At 46.9% G+C, this 24,440-nt stretch carries 19 protein-coding genes, 2 pseudogenes and 1 riboswitch; of the genes and pseudogenes, 13 read left to right on the top strand and 8 right to left on the bottom strand.

The features are described from left to right. Positions 1 to 15: 15 nt before the first annotated feature. A complete protein-coding gene (locus ABN702_RS19145) occupies positions 16 to 699 on the bottom strand; it encodes a DUF1129 family protein (protein ID WP_417898300.1) in 684 nt (227 codons plus the stop codon). After that, positions 692 to 1,027, bottom strand: a complete 336-nt coding sequence (locus tag ABN702_RS19140; RefSeq protein WP_417898299.1) for a PadR family transcriptional regulator — start codon at positions 1,025 to 1,027, stop codon at positions 692 to 694. Before ABN702_RS19140 ends, ABN702_RS19145 begins: the two co-directional genes overlap by 8 nt. Positions 1,028 to 1,249: 222 nt before the next feature. Between ABN702_RS19140 and ABN702_RS19135 the strand changes: the two genes are divergently transcribed. After that, the gene (locus ABN702_RS19135) at positions 1,250 to 1,639 is read left to right on the top strand and encodes a hypothetical protein (RefSeq protein WP_417898298.1); all 390 of its coding nucleotides are present in this window, start codon (positions 1,250 to 1,252) and stop codon (positions 1,637 to 1,639) included. 38 nt (positions 1,640 to 1,677) lie between these two features. Here the strand turns inward: ABN702_RS19135 and ABN702_RS19130 are convergent, their stop codons facing one another. Then, positions 1,678 to 2,007 (bottom strand): four-helix bundle copper-binding protein, encoded by a 330-nt coding sequence (locus ABN702_RS19130; RefSeq protein WP_417898297.1) that lies wholly within the window; start codon positions 2,005 to 2,007, stop codon positions 1,678 to 1,680. Between the two features lie 148 nt (positions 2,008 to 2,155). On the opposite strand from ABN702_RS19130, the gene ABN702_RS19125 reads away from it, so the two are divergent. The 10 genes and pseudogenes from ABN702_RS19125 (at position 2,156) to ABN702_RS19080 (ending at position 11,734) form a co-directional block, all read left to right on the top strand. Beyond that, positions 2,156 to 2,707 carry a hypothetical protein gene (locus ABN702_RS19125; protein WP_417898296.1) on the top strand — a complete coding sequence of 184 codons (552 nt, stop codon included), beginning with the start codon at positions 2,156 to 2,158 and terminating at the stop codon, positions 2,705 to 2,707. 97 nt (positions 2,708 to 2,804) lie between these two features. Further along, positions 2,805 to 3,479, top strand: coding sequence for a hypothetical protein (locus ABN702_RS19120; RefSeq protein ID WP_417898295.1), 675 nt, complete (start codon positions 2,805 to 2,807; stop codon positions 3,477 to 3,479). Positions 3,480 to 3,510: 31 nt separating this feature from the next. Continuing rightward, entirely contained in the window at positions 3,511 to 4,623 is a 1,113-nt protein-coding gene (locus ABN702_RS19115) for a sensor histidine kinase (protein ID WP_417898294.1), read from the top strand. Beyond that, the gene (locus ABN702_RS19110) at positions 4,624 to 5,256 is read left to right on the top strand and encodes a response regulator (RefSeq protein ID WP_417898293.1); all 633 of its coding nucleotides are present in this window, start codon (positions 4,624 to 4,626) and stop codon (positions 5,254 to 5,256) included. A gap of 462 nt (positions 5,257 to 5,718) precedes the next feature. Beyond that, complete coding sequence (locus tag ABN702_RS19105) at positions 5,719 to 6,651, top strand: ABC transporter ATP-binding protein (RefSeq protein ID WP_417898292.1); 933 nt, start codon at positions 5,719 to 5,721, stop codon at positions 6,649 to 6,651. Positions 6,652 to 6,663: 12 nt separating this feature from the next. Then, positions 6,664 to 7,932, top strand: coding sequence for an ABC transporter permease (locus tag ABN702_RS19100; protein ID WP_417898291.1), 1,269 nt, complete (start codon positions 6,664 to 6,666; stop codon positions 7,930 to 7,932). Next, a complete protein-coding gene (locus ABN702_RS19095; protein ID WP_417898290.1) occupies positions 7,933 to 9,030 on the top strand; it encodes an ABC transporter permease in 1,098 nt (365 codons plus the stop codon). Between the two features lie 216 nt (positions 9,031 to 9,246). Continuing rightward, a pseudogene (locus tag ABN702_RS19090) lies at positions 9,247 to 10,299 on the top strand (cache domain-containing sensor histidine kinase); the annotation flags it as partial. Further along, positions 10,294 to 11,241: a methyl-accepting chemotaxis protein gene (locus ABN702_RS19085; RefSeq protein ID WP_417900974.1), complete on the top strand. Its 948-nt coding sequence runs from the start codon at positions 10,294 to 10,296 to the stop codon at positions 11,239 to 11,241. The pseudogene ABN702_RS19090 and the gene ABN702_RS19085, both read left to right, overlap by 6 nt. Positions 11,242 to 11,380: 139 nt before the next feature. Further along, the gene (locus ABN702_RS19080) at positions 11,381 to 11,734 is read left to right on the top strand and encodes a hypothetical protein (RefSeq protein ID WP_417898289.1); all 354 of its coding nucleotides are present in this window, start codon (positions 11,381 to 11,383) and stop codon (positions 11,732 to 11,734) included. 52 nt (positions 11,735 to 11,786) lie between these two features. Here the strand turns inward: ABN702_RS19080 and ABN702_RS19075 are convergent, their stop codons facing one another. From ABN702_RS19075 to ABN702_RS19055, 5 genes and pseudogenes are all read right to left on the bottom strand, one after another. Next, positions 11,787 to 12,245, bottom strand: a complete 459-nt coding sequence (locus ABN702_RS19075) for a DinB family protein (protein ID WP_417898288.1) — start codon at positions 12,243 to 12,245, stop codon at positions 11,787 to 11,789. Positions 12,246 to 12,354: 109 nt separating this feature from the next. Continuing rightward, complete coding sequence (metH, locus tag ABN702_RS19070; protein WP_417898287.1) at positions 12,355 to 15,810, bottom strand: methionine synthase; 3,456 nt, start codon at positions 15,808 to 15,810, stop codon at positions 12,355 to 12,357. Further along, positions 15,803 to 17,659 carry a bifunctional homocysteine S-methyltransferase/methylenetetrahydrofolate reductase gene (locus ABN702_RS19065; protein WP_417898286.1) on the bottom strand — a complete coding sequence of 619 codons (1,857 nt, stop codon included), beginning with the start codon at positions 17,657 to 17,659 and terminating at the stop codon, positions 15,803 to 15,805. Before ABN702_RS19065 ends, metH begins: the two co-directional genes overlap by 8 nt. Then, positions 17,643 to 18,839, bottom strand: a complete 1,197-nt coding sequence (metC, locus tag ABN702_RS19060) for a cystathionine beta-lyase (protein WP_417898285.1) — start codon at positions 18,837 to 18,839, stop codon at positions 17,643 to 17,645. The genes ABN702_RS19065 and metC overlap by 17 nt, the downstream gene beginning before the upstream one ends. Then, positions 18,836 to 19,965 (bottom strand): annotated as a pseudogene (locus tag ABN702_RS19055) (methionine biosynthesis PLP-dependent protein). The gene metC and the pseudogene ABN702_RS19055 overlap by 4 nt, the downstream one beginning before the upstream one ends. Before the next feature lie 122 nt (positions 19,966 to 20,087). After that, positions 20,088 to 20,212, bottom strand: a riboswitch (SAM riboswitch). A 578-nt stretch (positions 20,213 to 20,790) separates the two neighbouring features. On the opposite strand from ABN702_RS19055, the gene cydD reads away from it, so the two are divergent. Together cydD and cydC are read left to right on the top strand one after the other, a co-directional pair. Beyond that, positions 20,791 to 22,524 (top strand): thiol reductant ABC exporter subunit CydD, encoded by a 1,734-nt coding sequence (gene cydD / locus ABN702_RS19050; protein WP_417898284.1) that lies wholly within the window; start codon positions 20,791 to 20,793, stop codon positions 22,522 to 22,524. Next, the gene (cydC, locus tag ABN702_RS19045) at positions 22,521 to 24,239 is read left to right on the top strand and encodes a thiol reductant ABC exporter subunit CydC (protein WP_417898283.1); all 1,719 of its coding nucleotides are present in this window, start codon (positions 22,521 to 22,523) and stop codon (positions 24,237 to 24,239) included. Before cydD ends, cydC begins: the two co-directional genes overlap by 4 nt. Positions 24,240 to 24,440: the final 201 nt, after the last annotated feature.

The raw sequence follows: 24,440 nt of genomic DNA, 5'->3' as shown, positions 1-24,440 counted from the left end.
TCTTTTGCGCTAAGATTAATTTGATAGCCGTTGAAGCAATTTACTTATCAGAAAGAACAATCCACCAAATCCAAGGTACACCCACCATTCCAAGTCAAGGTTTGGCCCGAAGTCGGGAGCGAGCCAGGTAACCAGCATAATAAGGGCCATTCCACCGGCTCCAAAAAGTCCGGCTTTCCAGTATGCCCTGCGCTGCTCTTTCTTCTCTTTGAATAGTGTGGAACGCATAAGCTTGAAAATAACATTGACACCAAGACCGGAAAACATGATGACCGCCAAGGCGAGAATCATGAGATTACCAAGGGAAATTACATCACGGACCTCCACGAATCTTGGCAAAATCAAATGAACCAACCCAAGAATGAGACCGAACCAGGCTAATGAGCTTGCAACCTGGGAGAGAATAAAAGGAATGGCTTTGCGTTTCTTCTCGCTTGGAAGGCCTGATATCAGTTCTTCTGCATAAGCCTTGGGGTCGTCGCCGAAAAGGATGGATGCGGATTTTCCTTCCTGCTGAGCTATCAAGAGATGATCAAGTAGCTCTAGCAACAGTTCTTCCCCTTCGCGTTCTGCAATTCGGAGGTCTGTTCGAATGTACAATAAGAAGTCTTCATACACCTTGAGATTCTCTTTATTCAGTAGCTCGCGTTTTTCATTGTTTTCTTCAATATAGTATTTGGTCGAATTTGTCTTAAGCATCTTTTTCCCCTCTTTGCAGTAGTTTGCTTACAGGACCGGCAATCAACATCCACTCGTTTGCTATGCTGTCGAGCTCTTCTTTTCCGCTGTCTGTCAGATAATAGTATTTTCTGTTGGGACCGGATGCAGAAGGCTGCATTTCGCCTCGTATGAAGCCGTTTTTCTGCAGTCTGAGCAGAACAGGGTAGATGGTACCCTCACTGATATCCGGCAGCCCGACTTTCTGCAGCCTCTGTGACAGCTCGTATCCATAAACGGCCTGTTCCTCGACGATGGCCATCACGCAGGCATCCAATATTCCCTTCAATAATTGGCTTCTTGCTGCCATATACTCACCTCGTTATTGGTACTTTGTTATGCAAGATAGTGGTGTAAAAAAAATCGGTAAGTTGCAAGGTACTTGCCTGCATTCATTAGCTACCTTGCATTGCCTGATACCATCATTATATGCGGAGCTATCTTGTAATGCAAGGTATATTTGGAAAAATATTTTAATTTTAGAGGAGTTTGGGTATCTGTAGGTAATATATTTAGGGAGAGGGGGATTCTGATGAAAGTTCTATTAAAGGTGCTCGTCATAAGCCTTGCATTCTTGCTTCTTGCCGCATGTGGAGTTGCAGATGGAGGAAAAGTGACGGCAAGGGATGTACTGAAAAATAATGAAGATGCAGATATCCTCATGTATAACGGTTTCATCTATAACAATGTGACAAACCTGGATTGGTTTCAAGAGGATAATGATAGATATACAAAGGGTGAACATCTAGGTGACATAAAAAAGACTACCTCAAGCAGCTTCGGGTTCCGCAATTTTTACGCAACGCTTCTGCCGGAAGGAACGGGCATCTACTCTAACAATGAAGATAAGGAAGGGGTTGGCATGATCCTTGTCGAGGTGGATGGGGAGGTTTTGTATTATATGCAGTTGTTGGAGGGATAAAAAAAGGAGCCTATTCATTCAGGCTCCTTCAAAATGCGTTATGCAGCCATCCCTCTACAAGCATTGGCACATCTGAAGCAAGCTTCTGCACACTTCTGGCAATGGTCATGATCATGCTGCTTGCATTCGTTCCCGCACGCTTCACAGATTTCCGCACAAAGCTGGCAGATCTGGTTGACAAAAGGGCTGTTCGTCTGCATCGCTTTCACTGCAAGGCTGCATATATCCGCACATTCCCGGTCCATGCGGATGCAGCCAGCCATCATTTTGACATCGTCCTCTTTCAAGCAAGCGTCATAACAGGAATTACATGCTGCCAGACATTCTAGACATGCCTGAATACATGCTTCGTATTGTTGTGTGATCATCAAAAATTCCTCCTCTTTTAGTTGCTTTCCTAATACCTCTACCCCTCATCAATCAGGTAAAACGTACTTTTTACAGTAGATTAGAAAAAGAACCCTGACATGCATGTCCCTTCTGCAGACCGAATAAAGTGTAATAAGGAGGGATACCATGGACGGATTTTTTCTATATATACTTTTTTCCATCTGTATGTTTATCGTGATGGCCCTGGTCATTTCAAAAAAAGAGAAAGGAAGAATGGGGTCGATGCAGCGGATGGTGCTGGCGATGGGGTCTGCCATGTCCATTGGGCTGACGATCGGAGTGCTTGCTGGTGCCGTTTTTAAAGGCAGTCTATTTGAATCGACTATTATATCCATGCTGCTGGGAGTAACGGCCGGCATACTTTGTGGTGCCTTTTTCGGTTTGCTTCCCGCAGTGGAGGGGGCAATGTCCGGGCTGATGGGCGGAATGATGGGAGCGATGCTTGGGGAGATGCTCACCGTTACAGAAGCTGCGACGATGCTCATGATTTTGCTTTTGCTCTGCTCTTGTTCGATTATGTTGGGATTCGCCATCCGTTCGGAAAAAGGAAAAGTGAAGATGACGTGGATATGGAAACCAATCGTGGTTCTGCTTTTTTTAGGAGGTTATTTGGCTTTTGGTATCAACTTAAGCGAGGATATCGGGAAGAAACCTTCCTCTGAAGAGCATCATCATTAAATGCTTAAACAAACGTTTGATTAAGAATGTGCAGGACTCTCCCTCCTTTTTGTAGAAATATGTCTATAGGAAAAAGGAAAATAAAGGGGACTTTGGAATGGGACAATCTATTATTCATACATACGAAGAGGCCGTGGAGGTCATAAATGAATGGGGATTACTGCCCCTTGCACCACTATTTGAAGAATATCCTTCATTGAGTGGGGTGACGGAAAAAGAGAATTGGTACACGGATACTGCGCAAGATCCATGGAAATGGCGCACCCGCTTCGCTTCTGAAGGAGTTGCCGCCTACGGGAAGTTCATGAAAAAGAAGGCTGTGTTCATCTCAAGGGGGCTTTTGCCTTTGATGGTGGCGGCGCTTGGCAGCTGCCGATCGGTAAAGCAAAGATATGAATCTGGTAACATCTCAAAGGATGCACTGAATCTATATTCCATCATTTCAGAAGAAGAAGGAATCGATACAAGGGTATTGCGGGTGAAGGCCGGCATGAAGGACAAGGAGAAAAAGAAAGCTTTTGATCAGGCGTTACTGGAGCTTCAGGGAAGCCTGGATATCGTCGTGTCCGGTACGAAGGAAAAGCAGGACGAAAATGGCGAGAAGAACGGGTGGAGCAGCACCTCCTATGAAACGATGGGGGCATGGATGAAAAAGCACAATATCGAAGTGCCGGGGATGGAAAAGGAAGCGGCAAAGCGTGAGCTTGAAGAACACTTTTCTAACAAGGCAAGTGAACAGGCGATGAAAAAAATAAAGAAGGCGATCGGTTAATCAAACGTTTGTTTAAAAGGGGAGAAGTGAGATGCGTAGTATGCTTTTATGGGTGAAGTTCGTTTTCATCTGCACGTGCTTGTTGCTTATCCCGATCTTTCAAACTTTCTCCCAGACGACATTGCCTGCTTATCTACTTATAGCCGGAGTGTTTCTGGCAATCTATTTTACTTTGCCATTATGGAAATGGAGATGGGCCGCCTATGCGCTGGCAGGTTCATCTCTTGCGGTTTTACAGATCTTTGTTCTGGAGCCTACCGGTTTACTTCCTTGGCTCCTATTTTATTTTTTGATTATAGATGGCATGGTTTACAGGACCAAATTAAGTGGCCTGCTTGCGGTTCTGATTCCTTTTTCAGCAGTAATTTTCCATTTGGAAGAGCCTGAACTTTGCCTCTTTCATATGATGTTGAGCTTGCTATTAATATGGATGGGGGCTCTTTTGCAAACCTATTATAGTGATAATGAAAAAATGGATAAAGAGTGGAAGGCGCTTTTAATGGAATATCGGCTCCTGAAAAGACAGGTGACTGAGAGCGAAGAAGCGGCAAGGGTCGAGGAGCGGAACCGCATTGCGAGGGATATTCATGATTCGGTCGGACACCAGCTGACGGCGATGATGATGCAGCTTGCAGTGGCGGAGCAGTCTGCCAAGGAGGATGTGAGTGGAATTCTTGCTCAGTCCAAGCAGTTGGCCAGGGAAAGCCTGGATGGTATGAGAAAAGCGGTGAAGGCATTGCAGGGAGAAGAGGACAAGGGGATTGCGTCTGTCCTTCATCTGATCCGTAAGCTTGAGGCGGAAAGCAGGATGCGCGTGCAGCTGACAACCAAAACCGGCGTGCTGTCTGTTCCGCTGACAAATGAACAGAATATTACCATCTACCGGTTTGTCCAGGAAGGATTGACCAATGCGATGCGGCACGGGAGCTCACGTGAAATTAGCGTGACGGTGGAGATCATCGGGGAGCATAGCATTCAGATTGCGGTCGTGAATAAAATAGATGGACCGCTTCAAATTGTAGAAGGCTTTGGGATGGAGAATATGCGCAAATGCTTCGAGGCGCTTCAAGGCCGGATGGAGCGAGTTGTAACAAATGGGGATTTTACGATCAAAGGAATTTTTCCTCTGAAGGGGGATACATAATTGATACATATTTTATTGGCAGAAGATCAGGCGCTTGTCAGGCAGGGAATCAAAATGATGATCGAGCAGCACGCCGATTTCAAAGTGGCTGCAGAAGCGACCAACGGACAGGAAGCTGTAGAGGCGTTTGAAAAACATGTCATCGATTTGGTGTTGATGGATATCAGGATGCCGGTAATGACGGGAATCGAGGCGACCCAACGGATAAAAAGCAGAAATCCGCAGGCGAAGATCCTCATTCTTACCACATTTGCGGATGAGGAATATGCGATGGAGGCACTAAGGCTTGGGGCGTTGGGCTATCTGTTGAAGGATGCAAATGCGGCGAGCTTGATCGCCTCCATTGAAAGCGTGCTGGACGGTGGAATATCCATTGATGCCTCGGTTGCAGGAAAAGTGGTGCCAAGGCTGATCCAGCCAAGGGTGCCACAGGAGGACGTGACGCTGCTGACAAGTCGGGAACGGTCGATCCTGCAGCTGGTCGGCGATGGGAAGAACAATCAAGAGATAGCCGAAATGCTCCATCTATCGATCGGTACCGTGAAAAATCACGTTACCGTCATTTTGCAGAAGCTCGGGTTGCGCGATCGAACTCAAATGGCAATCTATGCGATACGGAATGGCTTGATATGATGGGGGCCGATTAATCCGGATATTAATGCGAGAAAGTGGACCGGAGTGCAGCGTGATGAGCTGCACTCCGGTATTTTTTTGTGCGCTTGAATGTTTGCGCATATGCGTTGAATTAGGCGTTGTCATTGGAAGTAAATGTAAAGTTAATCGATTAGTAGAGGTTTTGGATCGATTATGGGGCGTTTTGGACCGATAACTTTCCCTTTTGGATCGATAACTGCATCATTTGGACAGATTCATGCTTGTTTTGGACCGATACCCGGTCCGTGTCGTCTTCACAGTATAGGCAAATCCTACATTCTCGTACCCCCGCCGTCTTCACAGTGAAAAAATCCTAGATTCTCGCCTCCAAAACAACAAAAAATGACTTAAGTCACCCCCGCAGGCAGCATCTAATGACTTTTTACAGGTTAACGCGCCATGTGCCGATAGTAAGATAAGAGTAACAAAGGGGGCTATCAGATGTTAGAAGCGATCAATTTAACCAAAACCTTTAAAAATACGCATGCGGTCAAGGGCGTGAACTTATATTTGGAAAAAGGAGAGACGGTGGGGCTGCTTGGCCCGAACGGAGCAGGCAAGTCGACGACGATCTCGATGCTATCGTCCCTGGTTAAGCCGACGACCGGGGATGTGCTGCTCAAAGGGGAAAGTGTGAAGGAGCAGCCGAAACATTTACGGGAGATACTTGGTGTGGTGCCGCAGGATATTGCCGTTTTTCCTGACTTGACGGCAAGGGAGAATATGGAGTTTTTCGGGAAGGTGTATAGGCTGCCGAAACGTGAGCTGAAGGAGCGGATAGAAGAGGTGCTGACGCTTGTCGGCCTGGAGCATCGCCAAAAGGAGCTTGTCAAAACGTTTTCCGGCGGGATGAAAAGAAGGCTGAATATTGCCGTTGCCCTGTTGCATGAACCGGAGCTGCTCATTATGGATGAACCGACGGTGGGCATCGACCCGCAGTCACGGAATTATATCCTAGAAACAGTCAAAAAACTGAATGAGGAAAAAGGCATTACCGTGCTGTACACCAGTCATTACATGGAAGAGGTCGAGTTCCTGTGCCGCCGGATTTATATTATGGACCGCGGGGAAGTGATTGCATCTGGTTCGAATGAGGAAGTGAAGAATATCCTCTCCTCCGAGCACTCGATCGAAGTCGAGGTGGAGGTGGTGAAGGAGGATTTCCTTCAGAGGCTGCAGTCGCACCCGGCCATATCTCGGGTCACCTCAACAGAACATAAAGTCATCCTGCTGGCCCCAAAGGAAATCAATCTGCTTGAAGACGTATTTTCGATTGCGAACCAAAGCGGAACCACCTTAAAGGGGATACAGATCCAGGCTCCATCGCTTGAGGATGTGTTCCTTCATCTGACAGGCAGAACACTAAGAGATTAGGAGGGAAGGACAATGCTGTTAGCTTTTATAAAAAAAGACCTCCTGCATCTATTAAGGGATAAAAAAGAAGTGCTGATCCTGGTGGCTATGCCGTTTATACTGATCACGATCCTTGGCTTTGCCCTTGGTGGGGTGACGAGCCAAGAAACCAAGCTTGATATAGCGGTGGCTGTGGTCGACCAAGGCGATATTGCGGAAGATCTGCAGCTGCTCGAGGAATGGATGAAAGGTCAGAGCATACCGGAAGCGGCACAAACACAGATAAAAGAAGCCGCGGAGCAGTCATCGCTGCCGGATATTCTAGTAGATAAAGTCATGAAAGAGGAACTGACGGAGCTCTTGACGGTGACGGAAGAAAACAATCTCTCAGAAACGCTCGAGCAGAAGAAATACGCAGCCGTGCTCTCTTTTCCAAAAAATTATCGCTTTGAAACTTGGAAACAGCAATTTTTCGATGCGGAAGAAGCAAACAGAGAGTTTGAGCTTTTTTTGAATGAGGAAAGTGGACTGGAAGCAAATGTCGTTTCGGACCTGATAGGAAATTTCACTCATCAGATGCGCTTGTTCACGGTGCTGAATAAGGATGCGCAAATGGAAGGTCAAACTCCTCCCGACTTTGCATCTTATGCGGAGGAAATCCAAGGGGAAAAGGTTACCTTGGATGGGAAGGATCCCATAGGTTCCTTCGATTATTTTGCGGTAGGGATGAGTGTGATGTTTGCGCTGTATGTCGTCTCCTTTGTTGCAGGCTATGCTTACCATGAAAAGAGGACGTTTGTGTATGACCGGGTCCTGCTGGCAAACGCCCCCCCATGGTTGTATGGGGCAAGTAAATGGATTACTGCGGTACTGGTCGTATTTGTTCAGCTTTGTGTGCTGTTTGGTTTGAGTGCACTTTTGTATAAGGTTCATTGGCCGAATGTGCTTCATTTCCTGCTGATCACGTTTTTGTTCAGCTGTGTGATCGGGTCGTTTGCGGTCCTGATTACGGCCCTGAACTATCGTTTTGAAACAGAGCGGATTTCCACCATGTTTTCAGGTTTCCTGGTAAGTATCCTTGCTTTTCTGGGAGGCAGCTTCATACCGTGGCATGATGTCTCGGAAGTTATGTGGAAAATAGGGTCGTTCACACCAAATGGTGCTGCACTGCAGGGTTACCTTCAAACTATGCAGGGTGACACACTGGGGGATCTCATGTATCCGCTCCTCACTTTAAGTGTGACAGCAGTACTGTTATTGGTTATTGCGGTGTCCCTGTTCCCGAAAAGGAGGTTGAGATAAATGCGCACGATACTCTGGATTCATATTCGTCATCTTCGGCGTCAGCCATTCGCGGTACTAGGGATGATCGTATTGACCGTGATATTTGCGGTGGCAACCGGTCAGGTTAATAGGACCTCCGTGATGGAAGTCCCGGTTTTTACAGAAAACCTCTCCCAAGAGGAGGCAGACGCGCTCTTGGAGGAATTAAATAAAGAGGAAAGCATGGTTTTCCAGCTGGAAGAACAGAAGCAATTGGTGGAAAAGATAAAACGAAATGCGATAGACATGGTCGTTCAATTGGAAGAAGGGGAGTATACCATCTATACTGCCGCGGAATCAGCGAACATCTCGATTGTGGAGCCTCATGTCAGGAATGTTTTGCAGACAGAAGCGGTGTTGAAGGAGACTTCTCGGGCGTTTGATAAAAGTGTTGAGGAGTTAAAGGAGCTGGTAGCTTCCAATGAGGATCTCTATGCGGTGAGCACGAAATCCTTCCAGGAGGATGATTTCATCTATGATTCTTCCATTCAGTCATTATTCGGATTTTCTCTGTTCTTTGTCATCTTTACGGTTTCTTTTACTGTCAGCACGATCCTACAGCAAAAACAGAATGGGATGTGGAACAGGTTGATTCTTTCTCCGCTTTCCAAGTCCCAGATTTATTTGGGTCATCTCGCATTCAGTTTTCTGCTCGGGTATGCGCAGCTTGTTCTGATTTACACTTTCTTTGAATTTGTAATAGGAGTCGATTTGTACGGGGGCTATCCGTTGGTACTAATTGCGGTCATCCCTTATCTGTTTGCGGTTGTATCGTTGGGGGTTTTGATCAGCGGGCTCGTGACCAACCCTCGCCAGCTCGATGCCATCATTCCGCTTATTGCCGTCAGCATGGCAATGATAGGGGGAGCCTATTGGCCGCTGGAGATTGTGCAATCCGAGATCTTGATCACTCTGTCCAAGCTTGTCCCGATTAAATACGGAATGGATATGTTGAAGGGTGCGACCATCCTGGATTGGTCCTTGGGTCAATTCCTTCTTCCTGCGTCGGTGCTGTTCTGCATGGGAGTGCTGTTCATGGGAATAGGGCTGAACCTGATGGAGCGGAGGGCTTCTTAATGAATGGAGGCATGTAAAGAAATCTTTACATGCCTTTTTATTTTAAATTCCCAATTAATAGAGAGGGGTAAAAGTCTACTACCATTGGTTTTTCCTGGAGGGTATTATCAAAATTTGTTGTAAAGTTTACCAAGACGAATACCCTGATTAACATTTATGTTATTTCTTCGATATATACATTATGATCATATAAATGTTGCATAAAGGGGATAAGTCATGATTCATTCATTAAAAGGCAAGTTAATTTTATCTTTTACTCTGGTCATTTTTCTAATTATTACTGCAGTAGGAACAATCACCTATTTTCAAACAAAGGAAAAAATCGAAAGTAATGTATCTAAGGATGCAAAGGGTGCAATGGAAGATCTGGAAAATACGATAGGTGAATATCTAACCAACTATTCAAACATCGTCTCCTATCAAAGTGAAAATCAAAACATAGCTGACTATTTGTCGGTAGGATCTTCCACACAAAGTAATCAAGCACTCACTTCTACCACAGAAGATTTTAACAAATTGCTAAAGCATTATTCTGATATTCAATTATTGTATTTTGCGACAGAAAATAAGGAGATTCACACAGCACCAACAGTCGATTTGCCAGATGGATTCGATCCAACGGGAAGAGAATGGTATCAACAAGCGGTTCAGCAGCCCGATGAAGTAATCTATACAGATGTATATATAGATGTAGATACAGAAGAACCAGTTATAACGCTTGCAAAGGCTATTGAGGTGAATGGAAAGGTCCTAGGAGTTATGGCCGCTGACCTTAGTCTTCAGGCTTTAGGAGAAATAGTAAAGGGAAAACAAGTAGGATATGAAGGATATAGTATTTTACTGGATAATAAGGGAACAGCTCTTGTTCATCCAAGTTCAATGGGAGAGAATTTACTTGATTTATCCTATATAGAAGGAATCTATGATGATGAATCAGGAACTCAGTACTATACAGATAAAGGAGAAAATAAAGTTTTAGTATATGAAACGATAGGGAACACCGGTTGGAAGGTGGGGGGGGTTTACTTAGAGAAGGATATGTTATCACTGGCTAATGATATTTTACGCACCATTATCATTATTGGATTATTCTCTCTAATAATCGCAAGCATTGTTACTTTCTTATTAGCAAAATATATAACACGACCAATCCTCCAATTAAATTCAGCGGTTTCCAAAGTGGCAGAAGGAGATTTATCAGGTGATGTAAATGTTACATCTTCTAAAGATGAGATTGGTGTTTTATCACAATCCTTTCAAACAATGCTTGTTAATATGCGTCAGATGTTAGGAACAGTGGATGAATCTTCACAAAAGGTGAAAGCTTCAGTAGAAGATATGAGTGCTGTAGCAGAAGAGGTTGCAGCTACAAGTGAGGAAATGAATCGGGCAATCGAAGAGCTTTCTAAAGGCGCTGTCCAACAAGCTACAGATTTAGAAAGCACAAATACCATTACTCAAAATCTTGCCTTTAATATTGAAGATGTCCTATCTAAACAAAATAATTTGACAGAGCTATCTAGTCAAATTGTACAAGCAAATGACAACGGATTGAAAAAAATAGAGATTTTAACGAGCCATACTAATGAATCAACAGAGATTGTAAAAAGCCTAAATGTACTAATGAATCAATTTACAGATAAGATTAATAGTATTGAGGAAATTACTCATACCATTAATGAAATTTCAAACCAAACAAATCTATTAGCACTCAATGCAAGTATCGAAGCTGCAAGAGCTGGAGAGCATGGTAGAGGGTTTGCTGTTGTGGCAACGGAAGTTAGAAAGCTGGCTGAACAAACAGCAGAATCTACTAATCATATTACAAATACCATTTCTAGTATTCAAGAAGAGTCCAAGGTGATTTTACAGGAAATGCAGAAAACAAATAAAATATCAGAAGAACAAAGCTATGCAGTCAAAGATACTGGAGAATCTTTTGAGTATATAGCCACAAACATTCGCTCCATCATTCATTTTATCGATCAAATTATGGAGAATATGAATACTATGAATGATTCTAAAGAGGAAGTGTTGGCATCTGTTCAAAGCATATCTGCAATTGCAGAGCAATCGGCCGCAGGGACGGAAGAAATTGCAGCATCAACAGATGAGCAACTAAAAGCAATCAATAGCATTGCTTATTCTTCTGAAGAGCTATTAACATTAAGTGAAGATTTAAATGATTTGATTAAAAGATTTAAACTGTAAAATGTTATAGAAGGAAAGGAGGCAGTGGATTTTGCACTGCCTTTTTATTTTGGGAAAGAGAAAAAGGGTATTTGGTTGCTCATATGGAATAAAATACCTAATAATTCTATAGAAGGCAGGAACGAATGTGGAACTCTTTTTGATTATAGTGAGTACGTGGTTCTTTTTAGGTGTAGCGACGATCGGTTATATGAAGTGGAAAGCGTTGAAGCTTGATGTGAGGAAGATTACTGTGATTTCTCTAGTGAGTTCGTTAGTGCTGTGCTACGGATTTTTATATCAATTAGGTGCTAATCTCACGAACATGGAAAAGAGCATGATGTCGCCTGCAGTTCCAGTGATGGTGGTGATAGCAGGTGTTTATTTTTCCTTTGTGATTTTATTTTGGTTTATGAAGAAAAGATTGGATGAATGGTTTGCGGGCTTTTTGGCCTTGGCGGCATTTGTTTATTTTGTTGGACTTGTGGCGGTGGTGAGTGTAATTGGGAGTTAATTTTAAAGAAGAGAGGAGAGCTAGCTCAAGCCCTCCTCAAACTAAGTGAAAATCAATGCACCCCCTGACTCGGGTCCCACGCTTCCTGCTGTTTCCTGATATGAACAATCTGCCCGATATGGTAGGCGTTATGGATGGTAAGCTGGGTGATGTCGCCGACCCATTTATTCAGTGCTGCCTCATCACAGTTCTCCAGGGCCCGGCTCCAGTCTGAAAGGATGGTGTTCATGCGGTCGACCGCTGTTTTCCAATCGGTTTCTATTGGTTGAAAAGTATAATCGTTGCTGTGGACTCCTTTTGGAATGTCTTCTCCCTGTAATCGTAAGAGGTATCTTTCGTTGTAGTAGTTTAAGTGATTGACAATCTCCCAGATGGAGTTGGAGGAATCATTCAGTTTCCATGATGCTTGTTCGGTCGAAAGATCTTTGATTGCGTGGTGCAGGGAAACGAACCAGGCGTTCTGGTTGTGGCATGCGCTTAACTGCTCAAGAATCACTTCTTTTACATTCATCGGTAAAGCCTCCTTGTTAAATTCTGATTTTTCTGTATATCTTTAATATAGCATGCTTACAAGAAAAAAGCCTACTGATAAAATAGTCAGCAGGCTAAAGAGTCAGGGTTTATAGTACGTTAAAATATCTTGCCTCCGGATGGGCGAAAACGATTGCGGATACCGATGCTTCCGGCTCCATCATGCAGCCATCCGTCAGTTCGATGCCAATATCCTCCGGTCCGATCAGCTTGAACAGCTTTTCCTGATCGTCAAGATTCGGACAGGCAGGGTAGCCAAAGGAGAAGCGCTGGCCCTGGTATTTGGCGGCGAAGCGTTCTTTCATCGTGAAGCTTACCGGATCCGGAAAGCCAAAGCGGTCGCGCATCTGCTGGTGCACCAGTTCGGCCAGTCCCTCTGCGGTTTCAAGGGCAAGTGCCTGAAGCGCATGGCTTTCAAGGAAGCGCCCCTCTTTTTTATAGGAGGCTGCGAGCTCCCTGATGCCTCTTCCGGCTGTGACGGCAAATAGTCCGACATAGTCCATCACGCCGCTATCCTTTGATTTTAAATAATCGGATAAGCAAAGGTATGGCTCCTTTTCCTGTCTTGGAAATTCGAATCTCTCGATTACCATCGTATGGTCCTCCGGATGATAAATCAGGAGGGTATTGTCCTCTGACTGGGCCGGGAAAAATTGATAGACTGCTGCCGGGGTAATCAACTGTTTCTGCTTCGCTTCCGACAGCAACTGATCGACCACAGCTTTTACCTGAAGGGTGCGTTCGTCCTTTTCGGCAATCAGGTTGGCAATCTTACCTTTTACCCCAAGGTGATGCCCGATCAGCATCTGCATATTGATGTACGGCTCCACATGCGAAATCGAATAGTTTCGCAGCAGATGACGGTTCGTATCGCTCGGCTCATAGACGCGAACATCACGCGAGACCTTGGAGCGCACCTTTACTGCTGTTGCAACAGCTCCCTGTTCAGCTGGAATGGAAGGAACGTCGACCAGCTTGCTTTTCTTCTCCTGGTGAGCGAGTGTCAGCTCTGCAAGTTCTTCAGGAGATCTAAGTTGGTTAGCAAGAGAGAGGCCATTCATCGCGTCTTTGGCGTATAGTACCAGCCCTTCGTATTCTTTGGAAATTTTATTATCAGTGAATTTCCGAGAAAGTGCAGCGCCTCCGACCATAATCGGGGTGGAGATGCCGGCCTGCTTCATGTCGTGGGCAGTGATGACCATTTGCTGTGCCGACTTTACAAGCAATCCGGAAAGGCCGACAATGTCCGGCTTCTCTTTTTGAATCGCTTGAATGAGATCATTCGGTGTTACTTTGATTCCAAGGTCCACCACATCAAAACCGTTATTGCTCAAAATGATGTCGACGAGGTTCTTTCCGATATCATGCACATCCCCTTTGACGGTAGCCAACAGGATCTTCCCTTTGGAGGAGGACGCATCATTCTTCTCCATATGCGGCTCAAGATAGGCAACGGAAGCTTTCATGACCTCTGCACTTTGTAGCACCTCGGCGACGATCAGCTGGTTATCATTGAAGAGGCGTCCGACTTCCTTCATGCCGTTCATCAATGGTCCATTGATGATATCAAGTGGAGTAGGATAGGCGGAAAGGGCAAGCTCCAAGTCCGGAAGCAATCCTTCTTTTGTCCCTTCCACTACGTAATAGGCAAGTCGCTCTTCAAGCGGCATGTCGGGAAGGGTGGACTTCACTTCCTTCTTTTTGCCTCGGTAAAAGTCCGTGAATTCTGCTAACGCTGCGTCTGTTGTCGCAAAGAGCAATCGTTCTGCCATGGCGACTTCTTCTTTGGGAATGGATGCAAAACGCTCGAGCTTTTCCGTGTTCACCAGCGCATAGTCCAGTCCTGCCTGTGTACAGTGGTAGAGATACACGGCATTCAGCACCTCGCGTCCGACAGGCGGAAGACCGAACGACACATTGCTGATGCCAAGGACGGTCAAGCATTGCGGAAAATGCTCCTTGATGAGGCGGATGCCTTCGACTGTTGCATTGGCAGAGCCGATATACTGCTCATCTCCCGTCCCTACAGGAAAGACAAGTGGATCGAAAATAATATCTGTAGGGGAGACCTTGTACTTATTCACCAAAAGATCATAGGAGCGCTTGGCAATTTCGAGCTTGCGCGCAGCCGTCACTCCCATGCCCTCTTCATCGATCGTTCCGACCACAAGCGCTGCGCCATATTTATGGACAAGCGGGATCACCGCTTCAAAGCGTTCTTCTCCGTCTTCAAGATTGATAGAGTTGATGATGGCTTTCCCCTGAGAGTATTTCAAAGCCGCTTCAATGACAGCCTCGTCGGTGGAGTCGATGACAAGCGGCACCTTGACCTTCTTTACAACCTCCTGGACAAAAGCGGTCATATCCTCAAGCTCATCGCGGTCCGGGTCAGCGAGGCAGATATCGATGACATGTGCGCCGCCTTTTACCTGGGCCCGTGCAACCTCTGCAGCCTCTTCATATTTCTTTTCTGCAATCAATCTCTTAAACTTACGGGAGCCAATGACGTTCGTTCTTTCGCCGACCATGATCGGTCTGAGGGTCGGATCGTCATAGATGAAGGATTCGATGCCGGACACACGGTGGTTCGATGGTGCCTCCACCTGGCGTGGCTGATATTCCTTCATTTTTTCCGCAATGGCCCTGATATGGTCTGGAGTTGTTCCACAGCAGCCGCCAACGATGTTCAGCCAGCCCTGTTCGGCGAACCCTGCAAGCTTGGCAGCAAGCGATTGCGGCGTCTCATGGTAGTGGCCCTCTTCATCCGGCAGCCCAGCATTCGGATAACAGCTGACCGCGCTTGTGGATAGGCCGGATAGGGTGCGAATGTGATCCTGCATGAATTCCGGTCCTGTCGCACAGTTCAACCCGACCGCGAGTGGCTTCATATGCTCGACGGAAATGTAGAAGGCATCGATCGCCTGGCCGGCAAGCGTGGTTCCCATCGGTTCGATTGTTCCAGAAATGATAATGGGAAGTGTCATGCCTGTGCTTTCAAAGGCCTGTTGGATACCGAGAAATGCACATTTTACATTAAGCAGATCCTGGCTTGTTTCAATCAGCAGGCAGTCGGAGCCCCCATCGATCAGCCCTCTTGCCTGTTCCTCGTAGGCTTTGGTTAGCGCATCAAACGTGGTTCCTCCCGTGACACTCAGCGTTTTGGTGGTCGGTCCGATGGAGCCGGCCACAAATCTTGGCCATTCTTCTGTAGAAACCTGGTCAGCTGCTTTCTTGGCAATTTCAGCTCCCAATCTATTAATCTCATAAGCGTGTGCACCGAGATCATATTCATCAAGGACAAGATCGGTTCCACCAAATGTATTGGTCTCGATGATATCGGCTCCGGCTTTTAAATATTCGAGATGGATGGTTTCGATGACATCCGGTGCAGTGATATTCAAATACTCATTACAACCGTCGTATTCCTCGCCGCCGAAATCATCGGCAGTCAGGTTTGCCTGCTGCAGCATCGTTCCCATGGCACCGTCCATGATGAGGATTTTCTGTTTCAATTGCTGCTCTAAAAGTGTGAGTGGGTTAGACATTTTGTATCCTCCTTGATGAATGAAACGGTCCATATTTTTTGGCGTAGGTGGCAAGCTCCACCGTCAGCTCGAATCGCATGAATGGGGTGATAAGATAGATGCCGTTGAATAGCTCCAGTGCCGCATCGAGCAATCCTTTTGCTATGGTCAAACCTTCCAAGCTCGCCTGTTTCGGGTCATCCTTATGCTTGCCCATCGCTTCTAAAATGTCCTTGGTCAGCTTGATGCCGGGAACCTCATGATGTAGGAAATTGGCATTCTGGCTGCTGGTCAGTGGCATGATGCCGATATAGATAGGTGCATCGATATGCCTTGTTGCGTGATAGACCTCCAAAAGCTTCTCCTCTGAAAATACGGGCTGGCTGATGAAGTAATCCGCGCCGCTCTCGATTTTCTTTTCCAATCGCTCCACCGCTTTATCGATGACCCGGACATTCGGATTGAAGGCGGCTCCGACAGAAAAGCTCGTGCGCTCGCCAAGGTCCTTTCCGGAAAGGGAAATCCCCTGATTGAATTGTTTGATCATATCGATCAGGCCAAACGATGTCACATCATACACCGATGACGCGCCAGGGAAGTCGCCGACCTTGGTCGGGTCGCCAGTTACAGCGAGTACATCATGGATGCCCAATTGGTGCAAGCCCATCAGGTGGGATTGAAGGCCGATCAGGTTCCGGTCGCGACAGGTAATGTGAATGAGCGGGCGCAAGCCGATTTCCGACTTCACGATCGATCCAAGCGCCGTGTTGCAGACACGCGGGGAAGCCAGTGAATTATCAGCCAAAGTGATGGCATCAATTCCTGCATCCTTGAGTGCCTGGGCACCCTGCATGAAGCGGTCCGTGTTCAGCTTTCTTGGTGGATCAAGCTCCACGATGATCGACTGCTCCTTTTTCGCCTTTTCGAAAAGGGGAGGGGGTGTCTTTTTGGCTGGTGGGGTAATGACAATCTTTCGTTCCCTTGTTTTCACCTGTTTTTCTTTTACAGGCGCTATGTCTTTCAGTGCAGTGGAAAATGCCTCGATATGTGAAGGCGTCGTCCCGCAGCAGCCACCCAGGAGCCGCACCCCCTGATCGCGGAAGGAGAGGGCAGCCTCCGTGAAGTAATCCGCATCACTTTCATACTGCAGTTTTCCATCCACATAAGACGGCAAGCTGGCATTCGGATAGGCGGAAAGATAGGCATGCTTCGGAATCGCGACCTCCTCGAGCGTGGAAAGCATATGATAAGGTCCAAGCCGGCAGTTGAGCCCGACGATATCTGCTCCGAGCGTTTCAAGACGAGTGAGTGCTTCCGAGATGGGCACCCGATTTTGCATGAACCCGACCTCCTGCAAGGAAACCTGGGAGATGATAGGCAGTGTCGTCTCCTTTCTTGCGATAGAAAGGACTGTCTCGAGCTCCTCCAGGTCATAGAAGGTTTCAAGGAGAATGCCATCGACCCCTTCAAGGAGCAGGCAGTAGAGCTGCTCGCGGAAGGTGCGCTTGATTTCCTCGATCGGCGTCGCCTGAGGCTTGATGCCTCGGATCCCGCCGATTGTTCCTACCACAAAGGCATCGTGCTTGGTGACCGCCTTTCTCGCCAATCGTACAGCTGCACCATTGATTTCTTTCACCTGATCCTGCAGGCCGTAGCGCTCCAACTTATGATAGTTGGCTGCGTAAGTATTGGTTTGAATGATATTGGACCCTGCATTCAGATAGGCCTGATGGATGTTGTAGATCTGATTCGGCTGGGAAAGATTCAGTTCCTCAAAACAACAATCCGAGCCATAGGAATAGAGGAGGGTTCCCATCGCACCGTCGGCGATCAATATTTTATCCTCTCGTAAGCTATCCAAGATTCCCATGGTATACCCTCCCATTTACATTTGCTTTTAGGCTGTGTGTTGCTTGCAATGCTTTTTCAAAATCATGGATCAGGTCCTGCACATCCTCCAGGCCGACTGATAGGCGGAGAAGAGCGTTGGAAATGCCGCGTTTTGCACGTTCCGCTTCCGGCATGGCGGCATGTGACATTTTTGCAGGATAGGAAAGAATCGATTCCACAGCCCCAAGGCTCACGGCAAAAACAGGGATTTCCACGTTGGAAACGAAGGAGCGAATTGCTTCTTCATTTTCCAATTCAAAGGAAAGGACGGCACCTGCGCTCTTGGCCTGGCGATGCTGCAGCCCGCAGCCTTTATGGGAAACGAGTCCTGGATAGTAGACCTTTTTTACGAGCGGGTGCTTTTCTAAAAAGGAAGCAATGGTCGTTGCCGATTTCACCGATTGCTCCATCCGGACATGCAAAGTTTTCAAGCCCCTGAGGACAAGCCACGCATCCTGCACACCAAGAATGGCGCCAAATGCATTTTGCAGAAAGCCAAGCTTATTTGAAAGCTCCTCATCCCGCGCAACAGCAAGGCCGGCCACGACATCGCTATGGCCGGAAAGGAATTTGGTGGCGCTGTGGAGCACAAGGTCTGCTCCGAGTGTAAGCGGCTTCTGAAGCGCCGGTGTCAAAAATGTGTTATCCACGAAGGTCCAGGCACCATTGGCTTTTGCGAGCTTTGCAACCTCCTCGATATCCGTCACTTTCAGGAGCGGATTGGAAGGGGTCTCGACGTATAGGACCTTCGTATTTGGCAAAATGGCAGCTTCCACTTTAGCGAGATCTGTCATATCAACAAACTTATATTGAATACCGTAGCGTGTGAGCACCTCGGACACCATCCGGTAGGTTCCGCCGTACACATCCTCTGAAATCAGGACATGGTCTCCCTGAGACAGGAGCAGAAAAGCGGTGGAGATGGCTGCCATCCCGGAGGAAAACGCAAACCCTCTTGTTCCTTCCTCGAGGTGGGCAATCGTATCTTCAAGTGCTTCGCGGGTAGGATTTGCGGAGCGTCCGTAATCGTATTTGCCGAATTGGTCGACATCAAACTGATGAAAAGTGGATGCATGCTGGATTGGTACACTCACCGCACCAGTCTGCGGATCGACCTTATGCTTGTTGTGTAGGAGCTTCGTTTGAAAGGAATGGCTCACGACAACACCTCCTTTGTGAAAGATGCGTTCTTGGCAGCTTGCTCGAATGCTCCGTTCAGGTCGTGGATCAGGTCTTCCGAATCTTCAATTCCTACCGAAAAGCGAAGCAGACGGTTACATACGCCCGTGCTTAAGCGGATCTCTTCCGGAATATCGGCATGCGTCTGCGTGGCAGGGTAGGTGATGAAGCTTTCCACACCGCCCAAGCTTTCAGCGAAGGTAATGAGATTGAGATTCTGAAGAAATGGGTTTACCCACGATTCTTCTTTGATGCGGAATGAAAGCATCCCTCCTTTTCCTGGATATAGCACATCGATAACCGCCTCATGCTGTTTCAGGTAGTCGGCAATTGTGATTGCGTTCTTTTGGTGCCGTTCCATCCGGAGGGCGAGCGTCTTCATGCCACGGATGAGCAGCCAGGAATCGAACGGGCTGAGCACAGCCCCGGCCGCATTGTGGTAGAGAGCAAGTGAATCGCATAGCTCACGGCCCTTTGCCACGATAAGTCCTGCAAGCACATCGTTATGGCCACCTAGATACTTGGTAGCACTATGCACCACAATATCGGCGCCAAGCTCGATCGGCTTTAAAAGAATGGGAGTATAAAACGTATTGTCACAAATCAATAGCAGTCCATGCGCTTTCGATAAGCGTGCAACTGCCTCTATATCCGTTTCCACCATCAGGGGATTGGTAGGGGATTCTACAAAAATGGCTTTTGTTTGCGGGGTGATGGCCTCTTCAATGCAAGATAGATCACTAGTATCCACATACTTGCAACACAGCCCCCATTTTTTATATCCTTCTTCAAATAAACGATACGTCCCGCCGTAAAGGTCCTTGCAGACAATCAGTTCATCGCCTGATTGGAAAAGGGAGAGTACGGTCAGGATTGCTGCCATGCCGGAGCTGCACGCATAGCCTTGGTCACCATGTTCAAGGTCCGCGATTGCTTGCTCGAGCAATTGACGGGTCGGATTTCCGGTACGCACATAATCGTAGCCGGATGACTGGCCGATCCCTTCATGCCGGTAAGCCGTCGAGAAGTAGACCGGGGATTCACGGTGCCGGTGGCCGTTTCGCTGCGATTGCCAATTTGCGCTAGCTTCGTTTCTGTTTTATACATAAAAATATCCTCCTCTATGGTAAGTGGATAACGTTCATCACCAGAGAGGAGGACAGGGACTTTTTTAAGGAAAATAAAAAGCCTTCTGTAAGAAGAAGACTTTTTGCAAAAAAAGTTCATTCTTCTCATCTGTACAGGTTTTTAAATGAAAACCTGCTGGAATTAGCACCTTTTCAGTCGTCTGTGGAGACGCTGCTGGTTGCTGAGGTGTCTATGGGCCATTTCCCTCGACCTCTCTGGATAAGAAAGTTCACTATGAAATTTACGAATCATTTTGATTATTTAACTAATTTACAACAGGTGAGCGTGGAATGCAATGGTTTTTTGAATGGATTAAATTATTTTTATGCGGGGGGTGGGGGGAATAGACATGAATTGTTGGGTGAGCCATCATTTTTGATTAACCGATGCCGATTCCTCATTTAAATAGATCACAAAAGGTAGAAAAGCATGCTGTGAGGGAGTTTTTCTTGCGATTGGTAGTGAATAGAGCTGGTTTGAGGCCCTGTTTTCTGCTGATTCTAACAAATTGTTCTCTCATTCTAACAAAACTAGAGAACATTCTAACAAATTGGTCCGTCATTCTAACAAATCACCACATCATTCTAACAAATCTATTTTCTGCCCAACTTTGTATGCCTGGAAAAGATTTATTCCTCTCCTTTTTGGGAACATACAAATTGTCATAAAAAGGTCAATCTCCAGACGGGCAAACTGAATCAGGATGCATTATAATAAACATAGTATGTGAAATATTTCACGAACTGAATATTAAACTAACTAACCTTAACATATACGCCAATCTAAAAGGAGAAGTGGCAAAGGATGAAGGATCTCAAAACGATTGCAAAGGAACAACGGAATACAAGGACAGTGCTGATTTTCCTGGCTATTCTGTCGGGGTTCACTGTCATCGGGCAGGCTTACTTTTTCGTGACATTAGTAGATCGCATCTTCCTGAAGGGCCATACATTCCAGGAGATCCTCCCATTCCTCGGTGGACTTTTGGCTGTCATGGCGGCAAGAGCCTTGCTCACTTATCTAAACGGGGTGGCTGGAGTGAAGATGGCCTCCAAGGTGAAGCGGGATTTCCGGCATGCACTTTTAAATAAATTTTCTAAAAGCCCGATTTCTGCTTCCTTGAAGGGTCAGTCCGGTCAGAAGGTAAGCGTGATGATGGATGCGGTGGATGAGATAGATCCCTATTTCAGCCGCTATATTCCGCAGATGATCCAATCATCCGTCGTGCCGATCATGATTCTGATTGCTATTTTCACGCAACATATGAATTCGGGATGGATCATTATTGTTACAGCACCATTCATCCCCATATTTATGATTGTAGTGGGGCTGAAAACGAAGAAAAAATCCGAAGAACAGATGGATAAGCTCGCGGCGTTCTCAGGGAGGTTTCTTGATACGCTGCAAGGCTTGACCACTTTGAAGCTGTTCGGAAGGTCACAAAGGCAAAAGGACTCCATCCGTGACAGCAGTCTTTCTTTCCGTGAAGCGACGATGGAAGTGTTGAAGATTGCGTTTCTTTCTTCGCTTATGCTTGAGCTGATTTCGATGCTGGCAATTGGACTTATCGCATTGGAAATCGGTCTGCAGATGGTCGTGTTTAAAAATATGACATTCTTTCCGGCATTCTTTGTATTGGTGCTGGCGCCTGAATTCTACTTGTACCTGAAGGATCTCGGCAATGCGTTCCATACAGGGCGCGGCAGCATGGGAGCGGCGAAAAAGGTGACAGACGAGCTGGCGGTGGAGGAGGAGCCGATCGAATGGGGAAGCAGAGAGCTTGCCAATTCAGAAATGCCTCCGGTCTTGGAACTGAAAAACATCGGTTTCAGTTATGCGGAAAACGGTTTTACTCTGAAAAACATACACACTCAAATCCCTGCTTATGGACAAATCGCCATTGTCGGACGAAGCGGTGCGGGGAAATCCACCTTGCTTAATCTGATAGCCGGTCTGATCCGGCCGACTGAAGGGGAAGTGCTTCTAAACGGGCAGCCGTTATATGGCTACAGGGAATCCGAATGGTTCGATCAGCTCAGCTACATCTCGCAGAATCCGTATCTTTTTTCAGGGACGATTGCCGAAAACATCGCCATTGGTGGAAAAGCGGACGCCACTCGCGAGGAAATAGAAGAGGCGGCTGAAAAAGCAGGTATTCTTCCACTGATCCAATCACTGGAGAATGGATTCGATACAAAAATCGGGGAAGCGGGAAGGGGCCTTTCAGGTGGCGAAAAGCAGCGGCTTGCCTTGGCGAGGGCTTTCCTGAAGAGGCCGAATATCATTTTTTTCGATGAACCGACGACAGGTTTGGACCTGCAGACCGAGCGGATTTTGCAGAGGTCGATGGAGGAGTTGGCGAAAACGTCGACCGTCATCACAGTGGCACATCGTCTTCACACCATCAAAAAAGCAGATAAAATTCTACTGTTGGAAGCAGGCGTGCTGGTCGCCCAGGGTACTCATGAAGCGCTTCTAAGCTCTGTTCCCGCTTACAGGCAAATGGTTTCTGTACAACAGGGAGGTGGAGAGGAATGAAGGATTTAGCGATCGTGATAAAGCTGATGATGGTGGAGAAAAAGGATGTTTTCCTTTCCATCTTGCTTGGATTCACGGCAGGAATAGCGGCAGTGGGGCTTTTCGCATCAAGCGGATACTTGATTTCAAAAGCGGCGCTCATGCCCCCTATCTACGCGCTGACGGTCATGATTGCCCTCTTGAAGTTGTTTGGCTTTGCCCGGGCGCTTAGCCGATATGGGGAACGGTATTTTTCCCACCGTGCGACGTTTACGATTCTTAGCAACTTACGGGTTTCTTTTTACGAGAAGCTGGAGCCCCTAGCACCGGGGATCTTTCAAAAATACCGGAGCGGCGACCTGCTTTCAAGAATCGTCGGGGACGTGGAAAGCCTGCAGAATTTCTTTTTGCGCGTCTTCTATCCGCCGATTGTGCTGGTCATCGTATTCCTGAGTACGATTTTATTTCTCTCGTTCTACTCTGTTTATATTGCACTCGTTATCTTTTTGGGACTTCTTTTTACTGGATTTATAGTCCCGGCGGTTTTCGCGTGGAAGCAGCGTAAAGTACTAAGCAGGGTGAGGGAAGAGAGGGGCGAGCTTTCGACGGAAGTAACGGAGCTGTTTTATGGCTTCCGTGATTTGAAAATCTATCAGAAGCTCGCTGGGAAAGAGGAGCAGCTCGTGAAGGCAGCCGACTCCTATCTGAAGGAGCAGGAGCGCGAAGGTGTGCAGGCGATGTTCAATCAATCGGTGAACTCTTTCGCATCCCTATTTGTATCCTGGATGGTGCTGGCGCTTGGAGCATTTTTAGTGGTGGAAGGCGATTTGAACGGTTTGTTCCTTGCGATGCTCGTGATGATCTCGTTGACCGTGTTTGAAAATGCCACCCCGATGGCGGTTTTCCCGAACCATCTGGAGGACAGCCGCAGGGCAGCAACGAGATTGTATTCGGTGGTGAAGGAAGAGAACAAGGTGAACAGAGAGGAGCCTGTTGAGACGCTTCCGATTGACGAAGGATTGGATGTGGAGTTGGAGAAAGTCAGCTTTACTTTTCCCGACGAGCCACGGATTACGCTGAATGAAATCAGCTTGGGCCTGCCTGCCGGATCCAAAACGGCGATTGTCGGCCCGAGCGGTTCCGGGAAATCCACTGTTCTGCAGCTGCTCCTGAAAATCCAGGAAGCAGACTCCGGTTCGGTTCGCATCGGCGGTATTCCGATTTCACGGGTTGAACAGGAGAATCTTTGGGAGAGTACGAATGTCGTTCTGCAGGAGAACCACTTTTTCTATGGCAGCATCCGCGATAATCTGATGCTTGCCGGGGAGGAGCTGGAGGACTCATCGTTGCTTTCAGTTCTTGCGACAGTGCGACTCGATCACCTCTCGTTGGATGATAAGGTGCTGGAAAAAGGTGAAAACCTCTCAGGTGGCGAAAAGCAGCGCTTGGCCATTGCCCGTGCGATGCTGAAGGGTGGCCGGTTATGGCTCTTGGATGAGCCGACCTCGTCTGTCGATGTGTTGACGGAAAAAATGATTTATGACCATCTTTTTGAGCAGGCGAAAGAGGATACGCTTGTTCTGGTGAGCCACCGTTTGACCGGCTTGGAAAAGATGGACCAGATCATCGTGATGGAGCAGGGTCGGATCGTGGAAGCGGGAAGCTTTGCCGAGTTGATGGGACGAAAAGGGTACTTTTATGAAATGAAACAGATAGAAAAGAGCGTGTTTATGTGACTCTTGTGGAGATCGCCCCGATTTTTGAGTGGGGCGGTCTATTTTTGCCTTGTTTAGCTGAGGGTATTAGGGTTCGGCGCTAGGTTGAGGGAGTCTATCGGACTTTTTTTGAGGTCTATTGAACTTTTTTGAAATTCTATCGAACTTTTTACAACTTCTATCGGACATTTTTCACGTTCTATCGAACATTTTTCAATTACT

It is taken from the genome of Bacillus haimaensis (genome assembly GCF_048270625.1).
GTDB lineage: Bacteria > Bacillota > Bacilli > Bacillales > Bacillaceae_I > Sutcliffiella_A > Sutcliffiella_A haimaensis.
Note: the sequence above shows the minus strand (reverse complement) of the source record. Positions and strands in the feature narration are given on the sequence as shown.